Origin of the sequence: Sphingobium sp. RAC03, from assembly GCF_001713415.1 — a bacterium.
GTDB lineage: Bacteria > Pseudomonadota > Alphaproteobacteria > Sphingomonadales > Sphingomonadaceae > Sphingobium.
This window is the reverse complement of the sequence record NZ_CP016456.1, coordinates 1,208,038-1,224,576: the sequence shown is the minus strand read 5'-3', so window position 1 is coordinate 1,224,576 and position 16,539 is coordinate 1,208,038. Positions and strand designations below refer to the sequence as shown.

The 16,539-nt window shown below is 63.4% G+C and carries 17 protein-coding genes; 13 read left to right on the top strand and 4 right to left on the bottom strand.

What is annotated here, in order from left to right:
* Positions 1–11: 11 nt before the first annotated feature.
* From BSY17_RS10465 to BSY17_RS10455, 3 genes are all read left to right on the top strand, one after another.
* Positions 12–767, top strand: coding sequence for an alpha/beta hydrolase (locus tag BSY17_RS10465; protein ID WP_069065473.1), 756 nt, complete (start codon positions 12–14; stop codon positions 765–767).
* Positions 767–1,633 (top strand): tetratricopeptide repeat protein, encoded by an 867-nt coding sequence (locus BSY17_RS10460; RefSeq protein ID WP_069065472.1) that lies wholly within the window; start codon positions 767–769, stop codon positions 1,631–1,633. Before BSY17_RS10465 ends, BSY17_RS10460 begins: the two co-directional genes overlap by 1 nt.
* Positions 1,634–1,720: 87 nt before the next feature.
* Positions 1,721–1,936, top strand: a complete 216-nt coding sequence (locus BSY17_RS10455) for a hypothetical protein (protein ID WP_443019509.1) — start codon at positions 1,721–1,723, stop codon at positions 1,934–1,936.
* Positions 1,937–1,942: 6 nt separating this feature from the next.
* Here the strand turns inward: BSY17_RS10455 and BSY17_RS10450 are convergent, their stop codons facing one another.
* Positions 1,943–2,650, bottom strand: a complete 708-nt coding sequence (locus BSY17_RS10450) for an SIMPL domain-containing protein (RefSeq protein WP_037472119.1) — start codon at positions 2,648–2,650, stop codon at positions 1,943–1,945.
* Between the two features lie 101 nt (positions 2,651–2,751).
* Here BSY17_RS10450 and BSY17_RS10445 point away from each other — a divergent pair, with 101 nt between their 5' ends.
* From BSY17_RS10445 to BSY17_RS10435, 3 genes are read left to right on the top strand one after another with little or no spacing between them, the layout of a single operon-like run.
* Positions 2,752–3,186, top strand: a complete 435-nt coding sequence (locus BSY17_RS10445) for a VOC family protein (RefSeq protein WP_069066901.1) — start codon at positions 2,752–2,754, stop codon at positions 3,184–3,186.
* 5 nt (positions 3,187–3,191) lie between these two features.
* A complete protein-coding gene (gloB, locus tag BSY17_RS10440) occupies positions 3,192–3,914 on the top strand; it encodes a hydroxyacylglutathione hydrolase (protein WP_069065471.1) in 723 nt (240 codons plus the stop codon).
* 56 nt (positions 3,915–3,970) lie between these two features.
* Entirely contained in the window at positions 3,971–4,372 is a 402-nt protein-coding gene (locus BSY17_RS10435; RefSeq protein WP_037472115.1) for a hypothetical protein, read from the top strand.
* A 50-nt stretch (positions 4,373–4,422) separates the two neighbouring features.
* On the opposite strand, the gene BSY17_RS10430 is transcribed toward BSY17_RS10435, so the two are convergent.
* Positions 4,423–4,917, bottom strand: coding sequence for a MarR family winged helix-turn-helix transcriptional regulator (locus tag BSY17_RS10430; protein WP_037472113.1), 495 nt, complete (start codon positions 4,915–4,917; stop codon positions 4,423–4,425).
* A 281-nt stretch (positions 4,918–5,198) separates the two neighbouring features.
* Between BSY17_RS10430 and ectA the strand changes: the two genes are divergently transcribed.
* From ectA to BSY17_RS10395, 7 genes are read left to right on the top strand one after another with little or no spacing between them, the layout of a single operon-like run.
* Complete coding sequence (gene ectA, locus BSY17_RS10425; RefSeq protein ID WP_069065470.1) at positions 5,199–5,696, top strand: diaminobutyrate acetyltransferase; 498 nt, start codon at positions 5,199–5,201, stop codon at positions 5,694–5,696.
* A 20-nt stretch (positions 5,697–5,716) separates the two neighbouring features.
* Positions 5,717–7,021, top strand: a complete 1,305-nt coding sequence (ectB, locus tag BSY17_RS10420; RefSeq protein WP_069065469.1) for a diaminobutyrate--2-oxoglutarate transaminase — start codon at positions 5,717–5,719, stop codon at positions 7,019–7,021.
* 11 nt (positions 7,022–7,032) lie between these two features.
* Positions 7,033–7,446 carry an ectoine synthase gene (locus BSY17_RS10415; protein ID WP_069065468.1) on the top strand — a complete coding sequence of 138 codons (414 nt, stop codon included), beginning with the start codon at positions 7,033–7,035 and terminating at the stop codon, positions 7,444–7,446.
* 24 nt (positions 7,447–7,470) lie between these two features.
* The gene (thpD, locus tag BSY17_RS10410; protein WP_069065467.1) at positions 7,471–8,388 is read left to right on the top strand and encodes an ectoine hydroxylase; all 918 of its coding nucleotides are present in this window, start codon (positions 7,471–7,473) and stop codon (positions 8,386–8,388) included.
* Positions 8,385–9,827 carry an aspartate kinase gene (locus BSY17_RS10405; RefSeq protein ID WP_069065466.1) on the top strand — a complete coding sequence of 481 codons (1,443 nt, stop codon included), beginning with the start codon at positions 8,385–8,387 and terminating at the stop codon, positions 9,825–9,827. The genes thpD and BSY17_RS10405 overlap by 4 nt, the downstream gene beginning before the upstream one ends.
* Before the next feature lie 15 nt (positions 9,828–9,842).
* Positions 9,843–11,120, top strand: coding sequence for an MFS transporter (locus tag BSY17_RS10400; protein ID WP_069065465.1), 1,278 nt, complete (start codon positions 9,843–9,845; stop codon positions 11,118–11,120).
* 4 nt (positions 11,121–11,124) lie between these two features.
* Positions 11,125–12,459, top strand: a complete 1,335-nt coding sequence (locus tag BSY17_RS10395; protein ID WP_069065464.1) for an MFS transporter — start codon at positions 11,125–11,127, stop codon at positions 12,457–12,459.
* 36 nt (positions 12,460–12,495) lie between these two features.
* Here the strand turns inward: BSY17_RS10395 and BSY17_RS10390 are convergent, their stop codons facing one another.
* On the bottom strand, positions 12,496–15,285 hold the full coding sequence (locus tag BSY17_RS10390; RefSeq protein ID WP_069065463.1) for a class I SAM-dependent DNA methyltransferase: 2,790 nt from the start codon (positions 15,283–15,285) through the stop codon (positions 12,496–12,498).
* Positions 15,286–15,443: 158 nt separating this feature from the next.
* On the bottom strand, positions 15,444–16,460 hold the full coding sequence (locus tag BSY17_RS10385; RefSeq protein WP_237236497.1) for a sensor domain-containing diguanylate cyclase: 1,017 nt from the start codon (positions 16,458–16,460) through the stop codon (positions 15,444–15,446).
* Positions 16,461–16,539 lie beyond the last annotated feature (79 nt).

Below are 16,539 nucleotides of genomic sequence, written 5' to 3'. Positions count from 1 at the left end.
ATGACGGCGCTATGACCCACCCCGATTCCACCCCGATCACCCTGTTCGCCCGCCCCGATGGACTGCGTCTCGCCTGCCGCCCGCGGGCGGGGGCGGGGCCGACCATCCTCTTCCTGCCGGGCTATATGTCCGACATGGAGGGCAGCAAGGCGGTCGCGCTCGATCAATGGGCGGCGCGCCAAGGGCGGGCCATCGTGCGGATGGACTATGCGGGCAACGGGTCGAGCGAAGGACGTTTTGCCGATGGCACGCTGGCCAGTTGGCGCGATGACGTGCTGTGGGTGATGGATAGCCTGATCGAGGGACCGGTCCTGCTCGTCGGATCGTCGATGGGCGGCTGGCTCGCGCTACTGGTGGCGCTGGCCCGGCCCGGCCGGGTTGTGGGGATCGTCGGCATCGCGGCCGCGCCCGATTTCACCGAATGGGGCTTTACCGACGCCGACAAGGCGCTGCTGGCGACCGAGGGGCGGATCGAGGAGCCGTCGGCCTATAGCGACGATCCTTATGTCACGACGCTGGCCTTTTGGCAGTCGGGTCAGGCGTTGCGGCTATTGGAGGGCGAGATCGGCATTGATTGCCCGGTACGGCTGCTCCACGGGCAGCAGGACAAGGACGTGCCCTGGTATGTGGCGGTGAAGGCGGCCGCCCGTTTGCGTTCATCGGATGTGCAGACGCTGCTGATTAAGGACGGCGACCATCGCCTTTCCCGCGACGGCGACATCGCCTTGTTGATCCGCACCGTCGCCAGCCTGTTGGACAGCCATTGATGCCGCTCTTGCCCCTGATGCTGTTGGCCCAGGCCTATGATCCTGAGATTGAGGCCGTGATGAATCGCAGCCGCAAAGAGAAGCAGGAAGCCGCCGCCAGCGTCGCCGCTGCGCCGCTGCCCAGCACGCCCGCGCGGGAGGACGGCAAAATTCCCGTGCCCGCGAAATTCGCTGCGCCTTTCCAGGCCTGTCTCGACCAAGCGCTTGAAGATCCCACCGCCGGGGTCGCCTTTGCCGAAAAATGGCGGATCGACGGCGGGGGCTTCTATGCGCGCCACTGCATGGGCTTTGCCTTCGCGCGCGCCGAACGCTGGTCGCCCGCGATCATCGCCTTTCAGCAGGCTGCGGAAGAGGCTGAACGGAGCGGCGAGATGGTGCAAAGCGCGCGGCTGTGGGCGCAGGCGGGCAATGCCGCGCTCGCCAGCGGGGATGCCGCCAAGGCGCGCGGAGATTTCGATGCGGCCTTAGCGCGCGGTCTACCCGACGGGCTGGAAAAGGGCGAGGTGCATCTCGATCGGGCGCGGGCCTTGGTCGCACTGGGCGAGACGGAGGCTGCGCGCGATTCGATCGATGTGGCGCTGACCCAGGCACCCAAAGACCCGCTCGGCTGGCTGTTGTCGGCAACGCTGGCGCGCCGGTCCGGCGAAATGAGTCTGGCCCAAGCGCATATCGCGCGCGCCGTGCAGCTCTCGCCCGACGATGCGTCGGTGGCGCTGGAGGAGGGCAATATCGCGATCCTGACCGATCATGAGGATATCGCCCGATCCGCCTGGCAGCGGGCTGTGCGCCTGGCGCCGGACGCCGCAGCGGGCAAGGCGGCGGCGGATAATCTGTCCCGTTTACCTGTAGCCAAGCCTGCGGGCTAAGGCCGTCCAGCAAGACTTTGTCACGGAACCGCTTTCCGGTTCGGTCCGTTCGCTTGGGTATAGCGGGACCACCGAAACGGAGATGAGATGATGACCCCCAATGTAAAGAATGTCGCGGCGATCGGCCTGTTGCTGGCGGGCGCGATGGCGACCACGGCCTGTTCGCGCGGCGCGACGGCAGGCGGATTGATCGGCGGCACCGGCGGCGCAGTCGTCGGCAGCGCGACCGGTCTCGGCACGACCGAAGGCGCGGTCATCGGTGGTGCGGCGGGCGCCGTGATTGGCGACGACCGCCGCGATTAAAGTCCGCTATTTCAGGTAGAAGTCGACGGTCGTGACGACGCGCACCTTCTTGTAGGGCGTGTCGCTTGACCCGTCGCCGCCTTCGCCATCGCGCGCGTCGATCGAGAAATAGCCCTGTGTGGCGCTCTTGATCCCGCCGACGCCGGAACCTGCATCCTTGGCGAATTGTTCGGCGGCGGCACGGGCGTCCTTGGTGGCGGCGGCCACCATCTGCGGTTTGACGTCATTCAGCTTGGTGAAGCTGTAGCGCATGCCCGATCCTTCCTGCAGCGTGACGCCACGCCGAACCAGATCGAACTGCTGCGCGACGGCGCGCTGGGCGCGGGCGATGTCAGTCGTGCGGAGCAACATCCGCTGGGTCACGGTGATATTGTTGACGCCATTGTTGAGATATTGGTTCACCCCGGCGCCAGTCGGGGTCAGTTCGGCAGGCTTGAAGCCGAGGTCCGTGAAATAGGCCTGCAATTCCTTGGTATTATTGTCGATTTCCGCGCGCACGGTCGGCAGGTCGAAGCCAGTCGCCGAATAGCTGATCGACCAAGTGGCGAGGTCCGCCGTGACATCCTTTTCCGCCAGGCCGCGCACCGTGACCGAGCGATCCGCCGCCTTGGCGCGCCGCAGTCCGTCTCCCAGAAGATAGCCGCCGCCAACGACCCCCAACGCCAGCAGCGCGGCGCTGCCCAACATTATCTTGTCCCGCATGTCCCATGTCATATGCTTGCCTCTTCCCTGCGTTGATGCGCGACCTTATCTTGGGAGCATTCTTGCCCTCCCCCAGATGAACCGTTGCTTTATAGCGACGAATGGAGAAAGACTTGCCCAAATTCTTGCATAGCATGATCCGCGTCCGTGACGTCGAAAAGACGATCGCCTTTTTCGACCTGCTGGGATTGAAAGAGGTCAAGCGATTCGACAGCGAACAGGGGCGCTTCACGCTCGTCTACCTCGCCGCACCGGGGGATGAGGATGCGCAGGTCGAACTGACCTATAATTGGCCGCCGGAGGATGGCAGCCCCGCCGAAATCTATGATGGCGGACGCAATTTCGGCCATATCGCCTATCGGGTCGAGAATATCTATGAGACGTGCCAGCGCTTCCTGGATGCGGGCGTGACGATCAACCGGCCGCCGCGGGACGGGCATATGGCCTTCGTCCGCACGCCCGATGGCATTTCGGTCGAATTGCTGCAGGATGGGCGGCTCGACCCGGCGGAACCTTGGGTGTCGATGCCCAATGTCGGGCAATGGTGAGCCCGATGTTGGAGGTTGCCCGCATCCCGGCTCTATCTGACAATTATGTCTGGCTACTCCATGACCCGACGAGCGGCGAGACGGTCGTGATCGACCCGGCCGTGGCCGAGCCGGTGCTGGAGGCGGCGGCCGCGCGGGGATGGACCATCGGCCAGATATGGAACACCCATTGGCATGGCGACCATGTCGGCGGCAATGCGGCGATCAAGGCTGCGACTGGCTGCGTCATCACCGGACCCGCGGCCGAGGCGGAGAAGATCGCGACGCTCGATCGCCTGGTCGGTGAAGGCGATAGCGTGCGTATCGGTGATCATGTCGCGACCGTGATGGCGGTCCCAGCCCATACGGCGGGGCATATCGCCTATCATCTGGCCGACGCGCAGATGGCCTTCGTTGGCGATACGCTGTTCGCCATGGGCTGCGGCCGATTGTTCGAGGGGACGGCGGCGCAGATGTTCGCCAATCTGCAACGCCTCGCGGAATTGCCGGAGGACACGGCCGTCTATTGCGCGCATGAATATACGCTCTCCAATGGCCGGTTCGCGCTGACGGTGGAGCCGGACAATGCGGCGCTGGTCGAGCGGGTTGCAGCCGTCGAAGCGCTGCGGGCGCGGGACGAAGCGACGGTGCCGACGACGATCGGGCTGGAGCGCGCGACCAATATCTTCATGCGCGCGCGCGACGTGGCGCAATTGGCCGAGCACCGCGCGGCAAAGGACGCGGCCTGACGGTTTTTGCGCTATGGTGCCGTCGTCAGGGTAAAGATCGACAAGGGAGAGTCGCGATGCGCGCATGGATAGGGATGATACCGCTCCTGTTGGCGGGCTGCACCGGCAGCTATACGCCCACACCGCTGACGCAGAAGCAGGCGGCCAAGCTGGAGAAGGCTTTGGAAGGCAAGGTGGCCGGTGAAAAACAAGGCTGCATCAACCGCGAACCACGGACCAATCTGACCGTCATCAGCAACAATGTGCTGCTCTATCGAGTGAGCAACCGGCTGATCTACAAGAATGAGTTGATCGGCAGCTGCAGCGGCCTCGTCTATGGCGACACCTTGATCGTGCGCAGCTTCGGCTCGCAACTGTGCCGCGGCGACATGACCACGACCGCCAACCTGCAGACCGGGATGACCAGTGGCGCCTGCGCGCTAGGCGACTTCATCCCCTATCGCGCGCCGGGTAAATAATCCGGTTCCGCCTTCTGGTCGCATCGGACTATTCGAACAGGCTTATTGGCCTAGATCGCAACCGGCTCTGACCGATCGATAGCACCACTATCGAGCAGTGGCGCGACATCCATGTCCTGCGCGCCCAGAATGACGCTCAATTTCTCCAGCGAGGCGAGGATCATCGCCTGTTCCCAGGCGGCGAGCGACGCGAAGCGGTCAGTGAATTGGGACTGCAGCAAGTCGGGCGCGCAGGCCAGTGCATCCCGTCCCGCCGCCGTTGCATGGAGCATGATCTGGCGCTTGTCGCGATCGCTGCGTTCGCGCGTTACCAGGCCCGATAGCACGAGCCGATCAACGACATTGGTGATCGTCGCCTGACTGAATTTCAAAGCGGACGCAATGGCGCTCGGCGTCGCCTGATCGCGCCCCTCAATTTCGCGCAAGACCAGCATCTGGGAGGGCGTCAGCCCTGTGGTCGTCGCCAGCTTGCGACTGCCGATTTCGGTCGCGCGCAGAATGCGACGAAGCGCCTGGAGAGTGGGGTTCGAAAGGTCGGATTCCATGGCTGATAGCTATCCGTTTGCGCAGTGCCATGCCAATGTCATTTTCCTTTATATAATGAAGGATAATGCAAGGCCGAAACGGCGGACAGAGAAGTCATTGCGGCCAAAGGGTTGAAAATTTCGCGTTCATATGTATATATTGCGCCGCAGCAACAGAGGCGAAGGGATTCGCCCAGATAGTTAAATACTTTGGGAGGCTAATCATATTTGATCGTGAAACCGATGCGACGGTCCTGTCGCCACGGAATTTTGCGTCCCATGAGAATGAGACTGGACGAGTTATGAATTTCCGCATGCCGGTGGCGCAGGACGGCCCTGCCATCACCGCGCTGATCGCCGCCTGCCCGCCACTCGATGGCAATTCGGCCTATTGCAACCTGCTGCAATGCACGCATTTCGCCGATAGCTGCATCGTCGCCGAACGCGACGGCCAGATCGTCGGCTGGGTATCGGGCTATCGCCTACCCGCCGACCCCGGTCGCTTCTTCATATGGCAGGTCGCCGTCGCTGCGGAGGCTCGCGGCGAAAAGCTGGCGCAGCGCATGATCGCCGCCTTGCTGGACCGCCCGTCGGCTACCGGCGTCACGCACCTGATCACCACGGTAACCCCGGACAATGCAGCCTCCTGGGCACTGTTCGCAGGAATCGCCCGGCGTCTAGGCGCTGAGTTGACCAAAGCCCCGCTGTTCGAGCGCGACGCTCATTTCGCCGGCGCGCATGAAACCGAGTGGCAAGCGACGATCGGTCCCTTCGCCCTCTCTTCCAAAGCCAGCCAATAGATATTCGGAGACTTTCCCCCATGACAATGACCCCCAAACCGACCCAGATCATTCCCGATACCGGCATTTACGAGCGCCGGGAATCGATCGTCCGCAGCTATGCCCGGTCGATGCCGCGCCAGTTCCATCGCGCCGAAAATGTGTGGATGCACGATAATCAGGGGGGGCGTTATCTCGATTTTCTATCGGGCTGCTCGACGCTGAATTACGGGCATAACCATCCGATCCTCAAGCAGGCGCTGCTCGACTATATCATGGCCGACGGGATTACTCATGGGCTGGACCTGCATACCGATGCCAAGGCGGCCTTTCTGGAAACTTTCGAGGAGGTGATCCTCCAGCCGCGCAAGCTGAATTATCGCGCGATGTTCACTGGCCCAACCGGCACCAATGCGGTGGAAGCCGCGATCAAACTGGCGCGCAAGATTACGGGCCGCGAAATGGTGATCGCCTTCACCAACGGTTTCCATGGCATGACATTGGGCGCGCTGGCCTGCACCGGCAATGCCGCCAAGCGCGGTGGTGCGGGCGTGCCGCTCAGCCATGTCAGCCACGAACCCTATGACGGCTATCACGGCCCCGACGTCGATACCGCCGACCTTTTGGAACAGCGGCTTTCCGACCCGTCCAGCGGCTTGGATGCACCCGCCGCCATCCTGGTGGAAACCGTACAGGGCGAAGGCGGCCTCAACGCCGCGTCGCCGGCCTGGCTGCGCAAGATTGCCGCAATCGCCAAGCGGCATGGTGCCCTGTTGATCGTCGATGATATTCAGGCCGGTTGCGGCCGCACCGGTGGCTTTTTCAGCTTCGAGGATATGGGTTTCACGCCTGACATCGTCACGCTGGCCAAGTCGCTGTCGGGTATGGGCCTGCCCTTTGCGCTCACGCTGTTCCGCGCCGAACTCGACCAATGGTCGCCGGGCGAGCATAATGGCACCTTCCGCGGCAACAACCATGCCTTCGTCACGGCGACGGCCGCCCTGCGCCATTTCTGGAGCAATGACAGCTTCGCCGCCGATGTGCGCCGTCGCGGCGCGCTGCTGGAAAACCGCCTCGACAAGATGGCCCGCGAACATGGGCTGACCACGCGCGGGCGCGGCATGATGCGCGGCATCGACGTCGGGTCGGGCGAGATTGCGTCCGTCATCACCGCCGCCTGCTTCGCGCGCGGCCTCATCATCGAAACGAGCGGCCCCCATGACGAAATCGTCAAGGTGCTCGCCCCGCTCATCATCGACGACGCCGTCCTTTCGGCCGGTCTCGACATACTGGAAACCAGCGTGCGCGAGACGCTTGCCGCCTCCTTTGGCGTGGCGGCGGAATAAGGAGATATCGCATGATCGTCCGTAAACTGACCGACATTCGCAAGTCCGACCATAACGTCAAATCCGATGGCTGGGAAAGCGCCCGCCTGCTGCTCAAGGATGACGGCATGGGTTTCTCCTACCATGTCACCACCATGTACGCCGGCAAAGAGCTGAAGATGCATTATCAAAATCATCTCGAAGCCGTGCTGGTGCTCAAGGGCAAGGGCACGATCGAGGATCTGGGCACGGGGGAAACCCACCAGTTGGCCGCAGGCACCATGTATGCGCTCAACGCCCATGACCGCCATATCGTGCGCCCCGAAACGGACATCCTGACCGTCTGCGTCTTCAACCCGCCGGTCACCGGCCGCGAAGTGCATGATGAGAATGGCGCCTATCCCGCAGAGGCCGACATGGTCCGCACGGCCGAACTGACGTCTTGAAATCATAAAGAAAGGGGGAGTCCCATGATAGACATCTACCCATCCCGCAAAATGGCGGAACCGCAATTCCTGCCCCGTCTCGATCCGGTCGTCCATAGCGACTGGAGCGAGGCGGCACCGCTCTCGAAAGCGCAGGCCGCGCAGTTCGAGCGCGACGGCTATCTGGTGCTGGAGGATATCTTCTCCGCGCAGGAAGTCGCCTTCCTGCAACAGGAGGCCGGTTCCCTGCTGGCCGATCCCGATGCGCTGGATGGCGACACGGTGATCACCGAACCGGGTGGCGGTGAAATCCGCTCGATCTTCGAAATTCACAGCCAGAGCCGCGTCATGCACCGGCTGGCGGCCGACGCCCGGCTCGCCGACGTCGCCCGCTTCCTGTTGAATGACGAAGTCTATCTTCACCAGTCGCGCCTGAACTACAAGCCGGGGTTCCAGGGCAAGGAATTCTACTGGCATTCGGATTTCGAGACCTGGCATGTGGAAGACGGGATGCCGCGCATGCGCGCCCTGTCCATGTCGGTTCTGCTGGCGGATAATACGCCGCATAACGGCCCGTTGATGCTGATCCCCGGATCGCACCGCAGCTATCTGACCTGCGTGGGTGAAACGCCCGACGACCATTATAAGATGTCGCTCAAGAAGCAGGAATATGGCGTCCCAGACGAGGACAGCCTGGCCGACCTTGCGCACAAGCATGGTATCGTGGCGCCGACGGGCAAGCCCGGAACGGTCATCCTGTTCGATTGCAACCTGATGCACGGATCGAACGGCAATATCACGCCCTTTCCCCGCGCCAACGCCTTCATGGTCTATAATGCTATGTCCAATCAGTTGGTCGCGCCCTTCGGCCCCGCGACGCCGCGCCCGTCCTTCATTGCGGCACGAGAGGCGGAAGCGATCAGGGTCTGTCATGGCGATCTGGTTGCGGAGGTGATGGCATGAGCGGCCTGCATAGCGTCGAGAAAATCGGCGGCACATCGATGGCGGCCACGGCCAGCCTGTTCGACAATGTCCTGATCGCAGGCCGCAGCGGCGACGATCTCTACAACCGCATCTTCGTCGTATCCGCCTATGCGGGCATGACCGACCTGTTGCTGGAACATAAGAAATCCGGCGTGCCGGGCGTCTATGGCCGCTTCATCGCCGATGATGGGGCGGACGGCTGGCTTGAGGCGATGGCCAAGGTGCGCGAGGCGATGCACGATCGCAATGGCGAGATGTTCGCGCGCACCGCCAGCCTGGAGGAGGCCAATGCCTTTGTCGATCTGCGGATCGCGGCGGTCCAGGATTGCCTTGCGGATCTCGGCCGATTGCGCAGCCATGGGCGCTTCTGCGTCAAGGAACAGTTGCTGACGGTACGCGAATTGCTGGCCGGGCTCGGCGAGGCGCATAGTGCGCACAGCACTGCGCTGTTGTTGCGCGATCGTGGGATCAATGCGGCGTTCGTCGATCTGACGCTGTGGGACCAGGATGATTTGCGCAGCCTTGACGAGCGGATCGTGGAGGCGCTGGAGCCTATCGACCTGCGCCATACGATGCCGATCGTCACGGGCTATGCCGGATGCCGCGAAGGCATGGTGCGGCGCTATGCGCGGGGCTATTCGGAAATGACCTTCTCGCGGATCGCGGTGCTGACCCATGCGCGCGAAGCGATCATTCACAAGGAATTTCACCTGTCGAGCGCCGACCCCCGCCTGGTCGGGGAAGCCGCCGCGCGCAAGATCGGCCGCACCAATTATGACGTGGCCGATCAACTCGCCAATCTGGGTATGGAGGCGATCCATCCCCGCGCGGGCCGTGGCCTGCGCCAGACCAGCATCCCGCTGCGCGTCCGCAACACGTTCGATCGCGAAGATGAAGGGACGCTGATCTGCGGCGACTATGTGTCCGACACGCCACGCGTCGAAATCATCACCGGTGTGCGATCGATGCAGGCGCTCCAGTTCTTCGAGCAGGATATGGTCGGGGAGAAGGGCTATGATGCCGCGATCCTGGACGCGCTGACGCGCCATGGCGCTTGGATCGTCAGCAAATCCTCCAACGCCAATACCATCACCCACTATCTGTCGATCGACGCGGCGACGGTGAAGCGGATCATGGCCGACCTGCAATCGCTCTACCCCGATGCCGCCATCTCCGCGCAGCCTGTGGCCATGGTATCGGTGATCGGCAGCGACATATCGCGGCCCGGACTAGTGCCCGATGCGCTCGACGCACTGGCACAGGCGAATATCGACATGATCGCGATGCAGCATCAGATCCGCAACGTGGACATACAGTTCATCATCGATTGCGCGAATTTCGATACGGCCGTGCGTGTCCTGCACCAGCGGCTGATCGAGGATGTGGCCGATCAGAGCGAAGGGCGTCAGGCGGCCTAAGCCGCCGCTTTCCGCATGCTGTCATCGATACTCCCGGTTCGCAGCCTGTTGGCCGCCATCTTCATGCTGATGGCGGGCAGCGGCTTTCTGTCCACCCTGATCAGCCTGCGGCTGGAACGGGGGGGCAGTGGCACGCTGATGATCGGCGCGGTGGCGACCGCCTATTTCGCCGGGCTGACCGTTGGCGCGCTGCGCGCCGCGCCTGTCGTACAGCGAGTCGGACATATCCGCGCCTTTGCCGCCTTCGTGTCGCTGCTGTCGGCCAGCACGCTGGCTTATGCACTGTTCCAGAATGTGCTGTTCTGGGCATCGTTGCGGTTCATCGACGGGCTGTGCGTGGCGGGCGTGTTCATATGCCTGGAAAGCTGGCTGAACGAGCGGGCGGAACCGGACACGCGGGGCAGCATTTTGGCGGGCTATATGATCGCCCTCTATTCGGGGCAGGCGCTGGGGCAATTTCTGCTCAATTTCGGCCGCACCCCGTCCATTCCTTTCCTGATCGCCTCCATCCTCATTTCGCTGGCGGTCATCCCGGTCGTCCTCACCCGCATCGCCGCGCCGCTACCGGGGCAGAATGCCCCTTGTACGATGCGGCAACTCTATGCTTCGTCGCCGCTAGGTTTCGTCGGCGCGATGACGACGGGATTGATGCTCGGCGCTTTCTACGGCCTCGCCGCCGTGCATGTCCGACGGCTGGGACTGGACCTGTCCCAGACTGCCAGTTTCATGAGCATCGTCATTTTGGGCGGGGTTGCACTGCAATGGCCGCTGGGGCGGCTGTCGGATCGGTTCGATCGCCGCCGGGTTATCGTCACCAGCTTCGGCGCGACCATGGCCGTTTGCCTTGCGCTGACCATGGTCGATGGTATCGGCCTGCCCTTGCTGACGCTGGGGGGCCTGTTTGGTGGCCTCAGCTTCGCGCTCTATCCGCTTTGCGTCGCCCATACCAATGACCGGCTGGACCCGGCGGCCCGCGTCGCGGCCAGCGGCGCACTGGTGCTGCTCTATTCGATCGGCGCGGCATTGGGACCGACCGGCGCGGCGGCGGCGATGACGCTGTTCGGTGCGAGCGGGCTGTTCCTCTTCATCGCCGCCGTTGCGGGTGGCACGCTGGTCTTTGGCCTCTGGCGTCAGGCATCGTCCCTGCCAGTTCCGGGCGACGACCAGCAAAGCTATCAGATACTGCCCCGCACCACGCCCGTGGCCGCGATGCTCGATCCCCATGCCCCGGAACAGAGTGCGCCCGACGAAGGCGAACCGGCCGACCGATCGCCGCTCCCCCTTTCAGGATAGATCCATGCCCGCGCCCCATCCTACTGCCCCGCTCCAGCCTGCCGTCGATCGGACCACTTTGCGCCGGGCGATCGGTGCGTCCGCCATGGGCAATGCGACCGAATGGTTCGACTATGGCATCTATGCCTATGGCGTGACCTATATCTCCGCCGCGCTGTTTCCCGGCAACACGGAGGAGGCGGTGCTGTTCGCGCTGGCGACCTTCGCCATTTCCTTCCTGGTGCGCCCGCTGGGTGGCCTCTTCTGGGGACCGCTGGGTGACCGGATGGGGCGCAAGTCCGTATTGGCGCTCACCATATTGATGATGTCGGGTGCGACGGTGTGCGTCGGCCTGATCCCCGATTATGCGACGATCGGCTTTTGGGCACCGACGCTGTTGATCCTGTTGCGGATGGTGCAGGGATTTTCCACCGGCGGCGAATATGGCGGTGCGGCGACCTTCATGGCCGAATATGCCCCCGACGACAAACGCGGCTTTTGCGGCAGTTTCCTGGAGTTCGGGACATTGGCGGGCTTCTCGCTGGGCGCGCTGCTGATGCTTGGCTTCTCGCTGTTGCTGGGCGACGCCACCATGTATGATTGGGGCTGGCGCGTCCCCTTCATGGTGGCCGGTCCCATGGGTCTGGTCGGCATGTATCTGCGATCGAAGATGGAGGACACGCCGGTCTTTCTGGAGGCCGAACAAGCCGCGCAGGGAGCCAAGGTCGCTTCGCCGACGCTGGGCGCGCTCATCACCGGCCATTGGCGCACCCTGCTGGTGATGGGCGGGCTGGTCACCGCGCTGAACATCGTCAACTATACGCTGCTCAGCTACATGCCGACCTATCTGCAGCGGCGGCTGGGCCTGTCCGCCAATGAGGCGTTGATCGTGCCTATCATCGGCATGATGTTCATGATGGTGCTGCTGCCCTTCGCCGGGGCGCTGTCCGACCGGGTCGGCCGCAAGCCGCTGTGGCGCTTCTCGCTCATCGGCCTGTTCCTGCTGGTGGTGCCCGCCTATTTGCTGATGGCGACGGGTTTCGTCGGGGCGGTGGTCGGCTTTGCCCTGCTGGGCCTGCTCTATGTGCCGCAACTTGCGACTATATCGGCGACCTTCCCCGCCTTGTTCCCGACGTCCGTCCGCTTTGCGGGCTTCGCCATTGCCTATAATGTCGCGACGTCCATTTTCGGGGGCACGGCACCTGCCATCGGCAGTAGCCTCATTGGCCTCACCGGCAACGAACTCATGCCCGCCTTCTACATGATGCTGGCCTGTGTCGTGGGACTGATCGCGCTGCGCTTCATGCCGGAAACCGCTGGCCAGTCGCTGCGGGATGGGGAACGAGCACGGATAGCATGATCAAGCCATACAACCCCGATGCCATGGCTTGGCGACTTAAAGCGACAGTGGCTGGCGGATTATGCGGCGGTTTTTTACATTGTGGAGCGGGTCGATTAGCCGCTGGTAGAGGGTGAAGAGATATTCCACCCGTTCGCGGTCGGACCCGAAGGGCGCCTTGCGATAGAGTCGGTCGATCGCGAGATCGAGGTCATGATGCGCTTTGCGCAATTGCGCGGGCATGGTGTCGGGGTCGTAGAGATCGGCCAGGGTCGATGTTGCGTTGCGGGGGAGGGCGCGGGCGTCGAGGACGGCTTGCGCGAGGGTTTCGATCCTGGCGCGCTGGGCCGGAGAGGAATCGGGCCAAGGGAAGCCGTTATAATTTAGGCCAATGGCATATTGAAAGTCGCTCTTGAGGCGGCCGCCAATGTGCATTGTCCATGCCATGTGCATGTGGCTGGTCAGGACACCGAAATGCCACAGCGTCGCATCGGGCAGGATGCGTAATTTGTTGCTGGGAATGGTCGGCGGTTCCAGCCAGCCGATCGGGATATAGTCGCGGCGTTCCGAACTGACTTCGGGGATGGCGAGGAAGGGCAGGGTCGGGATGACCGTGACATTGAAGCGCGCCGGTTCGTTCGCGATCGCCAAGGTGCTGAGGCGTTTGCTTTGCAGTCGAAAATCTCTGACACGCCGCATGCGATCTCTCACATGAGGCATGGCGCGTAAGTGGGATGGCTGGGCGTCCTGCAACGCCAATATCCATCGCGACCCGCCGTTCAGATATTCTTCCGCGCCTAAAAAGGGACGCAGATAAGGCTCAGCATCAGGCTCCAGGATCAGAAACGCCGCGCGTTCGCTATCGGAGAATATGAGATGGCCGCCATCGATGGGTTGTGACCCACTAATGATGCGCGGTGCGCCGTTGATCGGTCGGCTCTCCTCCCGCACCACCAGATGGCGGTCGGCGTCGCGGGCATCGAACAGATAGGCGGTTAGCGCGCCATGGCGGGTTTCGGTCGGTTCGCCCTTGGCGTCGGCATAGCTGAACAGCCGCTTTTGCGCGGGTTCGTCGCGGCGCTGGGCGAGGCCGATGATGACGCAATGGACCGCCGCCCGGCCGGGCCAGACGAAGGTGCGGTGGGCGAAGGCGATTTCGACGCCTGCGCGAAAGATCAGCGGCCAGAGCTGCGCCACTTGTTCGCCCTGCACGATCGAGTTGGTGGAGACGAAGGCAATGCGCGCGTCGCCGCCCGCGACATAGCGGGCGGCCGTAAGGAACCAGGCGGCGACATAGTCCAGCGTGCCGCCGCTGCCGGGTAGGGCGGCGAGGCGGCGGACCTGCGACCGCTGCGCTTCGCTCTGATATTTCGCGCCGACAAAGGGCGGGTTGCCGAAGACGAAGGTGCAGTCGTGCGCCGCGACGACCCGATTCCAGTCCAGCTCCAGCGCGTCGCCATGGTGGATGCCGGGTGCCTTCACCAGCGGGATGCGCGCATAATGCTGGCCGAAATCCTCGGCCAGGCGGGTGTTGGCGATATGGTCGGTCATCCATAGCGCGACCTGCGCGATCATGGCGGGAAATTCGTCGATTTCGATGCCGAAGAAATGATCGACATCCAGTTTCGAGAGCGCTGCGACATCCATGACCAGTTCGACCCGCCCGTCGATGGTGAGCAATTCGCGCAATATGTCGCGTTCCAGTTCGCGCAGCTCGCGATAGGCGACAACCAGGAAATTGCCCGCGCCACAGGCGGGGTCAAGGAAAGCCATCGTCCCCAGCCGCTGATGCAGCGCGCGCAAGGCGCGCTCGCGGCCCGATTTGAGCGCGCTGGCACGGGCGAAGTCGGCGCGCAGATCGTCCAGGAACAGCGGTTCGATGACCTTGAGGATCGCCTGTTCGGGCGTGTAGTGCGCGCCCTGCTTGCGCCGGGTCACCGTGTCGATCACGCTTTCGAACAGTGACCCGAAAATGGCGGGCGACACATCGCCCCAGTTGAACAGGCTGGCGTTGAGCAGCATCGTCCGCATCGCGGCATCGAAACTGGGCATGGCGATGCGTTCGCGGAACAGTTCGCCGTTGATATAGGGGAAGTCGGCGAGATCGGCGTCGAGGCTCTGCTGGCGCCGGTCGGGCGGGGTGTCGAGCGTCTGGAACAGTTCGCCGAGCCAGCGGCCAAGGTCGCGGCCATCGGTGCGGGTGCGCCGTTCGAGGAAAGTGAGGAACTGGTCCTTGCGCTCGAAAATGCCGGTATCGTCGGCAAAGAGGATGAAGAGCAGGCGGACGAGCAGCCGCTCCAGATCATGCCCGACATAGCCATCGGCGGCGAGCGCATTGTGCAGGCGGCCCATCAGTTCCGACGCCTGGCGGTTGACCGGCGACTGGTTGCGGAAGAGGCGCGGCTGGACGCCGATGATGAAGCCGAAGGCTTCGACATGGCGCTTGAGATCGGTCAGCGGGAAGCGCCATTCGCGGCGGGTTTCCAGGTCCACCAGCTCGAAGCGCTGGAAATCGCACACCATCATGTGCCGGGGGCGCTGCACGTCGGGCAGCCAGTCATAATAATCGAGCGCCTGGGCCATGGCGCGGTCGAGGTTGCGGCCCGCGCTTTTCTGTTCGACGATCAGCGTGCCGGGCCAGAACAGGTCGATGAAACCGCCGGACCGCGCAGGATCGAGCGATTTGACCCGTTGTTCATAGACCGCGACCTGCTTGCGCGGTACGCCGAAAATGCCGAAAAATTCGTCGTAGAAGCTGTGGGTCTGGCCCTTTTCATAGCCCTTGCCCTGCCATTCGGCAGCGAAATGAGCTGCATTCGTGCGAATTTCCGGCCAGCTAAGCCGCATCCCTGCCTCCCCCTATGATGAGGAAGACGGGGTGGATGGAGGGGCGAACCGCGCCAAGCGGACCCTGGACCATTATGGTGCTGGTCCGATATGGCGCAAATTACGGGCCGGGATCAGGCCGGATTTCCGTCCATTATGGTCGCGTCACCCCATGCGGATCAGGCGGCGCGGACGGCCTCGATCGGGGCCAGTATGGCGCGGTTACGCCCCGCGCGCTTGGCCTGGTAGAGCGCGGCGTCGGCAGCCGACAGCCAGGCCTCGCTCGACATGCGCCCCGCGCCGATCGTGGCGACGCCGAAGCTGGCGGTGACATGCAGCGGCGGATTGTTGGTGATCTCGAACCGCTCGATCGCTGACCGTATCCGATTGGCGACGGCCAGCGCATCGGCCTCCTGCGCTTCGGGCAGCAGCAGGCCGAATTCCTCGCCGCCGATCCGGCCGAACGCATCGCTGGGACGGGACAGGCCCTTGCACAGTGCCGCGACCGCTTCGATTACGCGGTCGCCCGCCGGATGGCCATAGCGGTCGTTGATCTGCTTGAAATGGTCGATGTCGAGCAGGACCAGCGCGGCCGGGCGGCGGTGGCGGGTGAAGAGCGCGATCCGCTTGTCGAGTTCGGCGATGAAGGCGCGCCGGGTCAGCGCTCCGCTCAGATGATCGCGCTCGGCCAGCAGCCGCAATTCCATCTGCTCCACGACGATGGGGGCAAGGCCTTTGAGCACTTCCATCTGTTCGGGCGAAAAGGTGCGGGGGCGGGTGTCGATGGCGCAGAGCGACCCCAGATTATGGCCATCAGGCGTGCGCAACTGCACCCCGGCATAGCTGCGGATGCCTGGCTCTCCGGTCACCAGCGGATTGTCGCAAAAGCGCGGATCGGCCTGCGCATCGGTGATGACGAGCGGTTCGTCCTGGCGGATGGCATGGTCGCAAAAGGCCATGCTGCGCGCGGTTTCGGATATGTCGAGGCCAGTGATCGACTTGAACCATTGGCGTTCGGTGTCGATCAGCGACACGGCCGAAATGGGCACATCGAACAAGGTCCGCACCAGATCGGTCACCTTGTCGAAGGCACCTTCGGCCGGGGTGTCCAAAATCCCATAGCGGCGCAGCGCCGCTATCCGGGCGGGTTCATCGATAGCTATGGCACAGGGCATTTCACGGTATCCGGTTATCATATTATGCCTTGCCGCTTCGGGCATGGCGGGGAAATCCGGCGTGGTTTGGCCACCCCCCCCCTTGGCCGACCGATGCGCC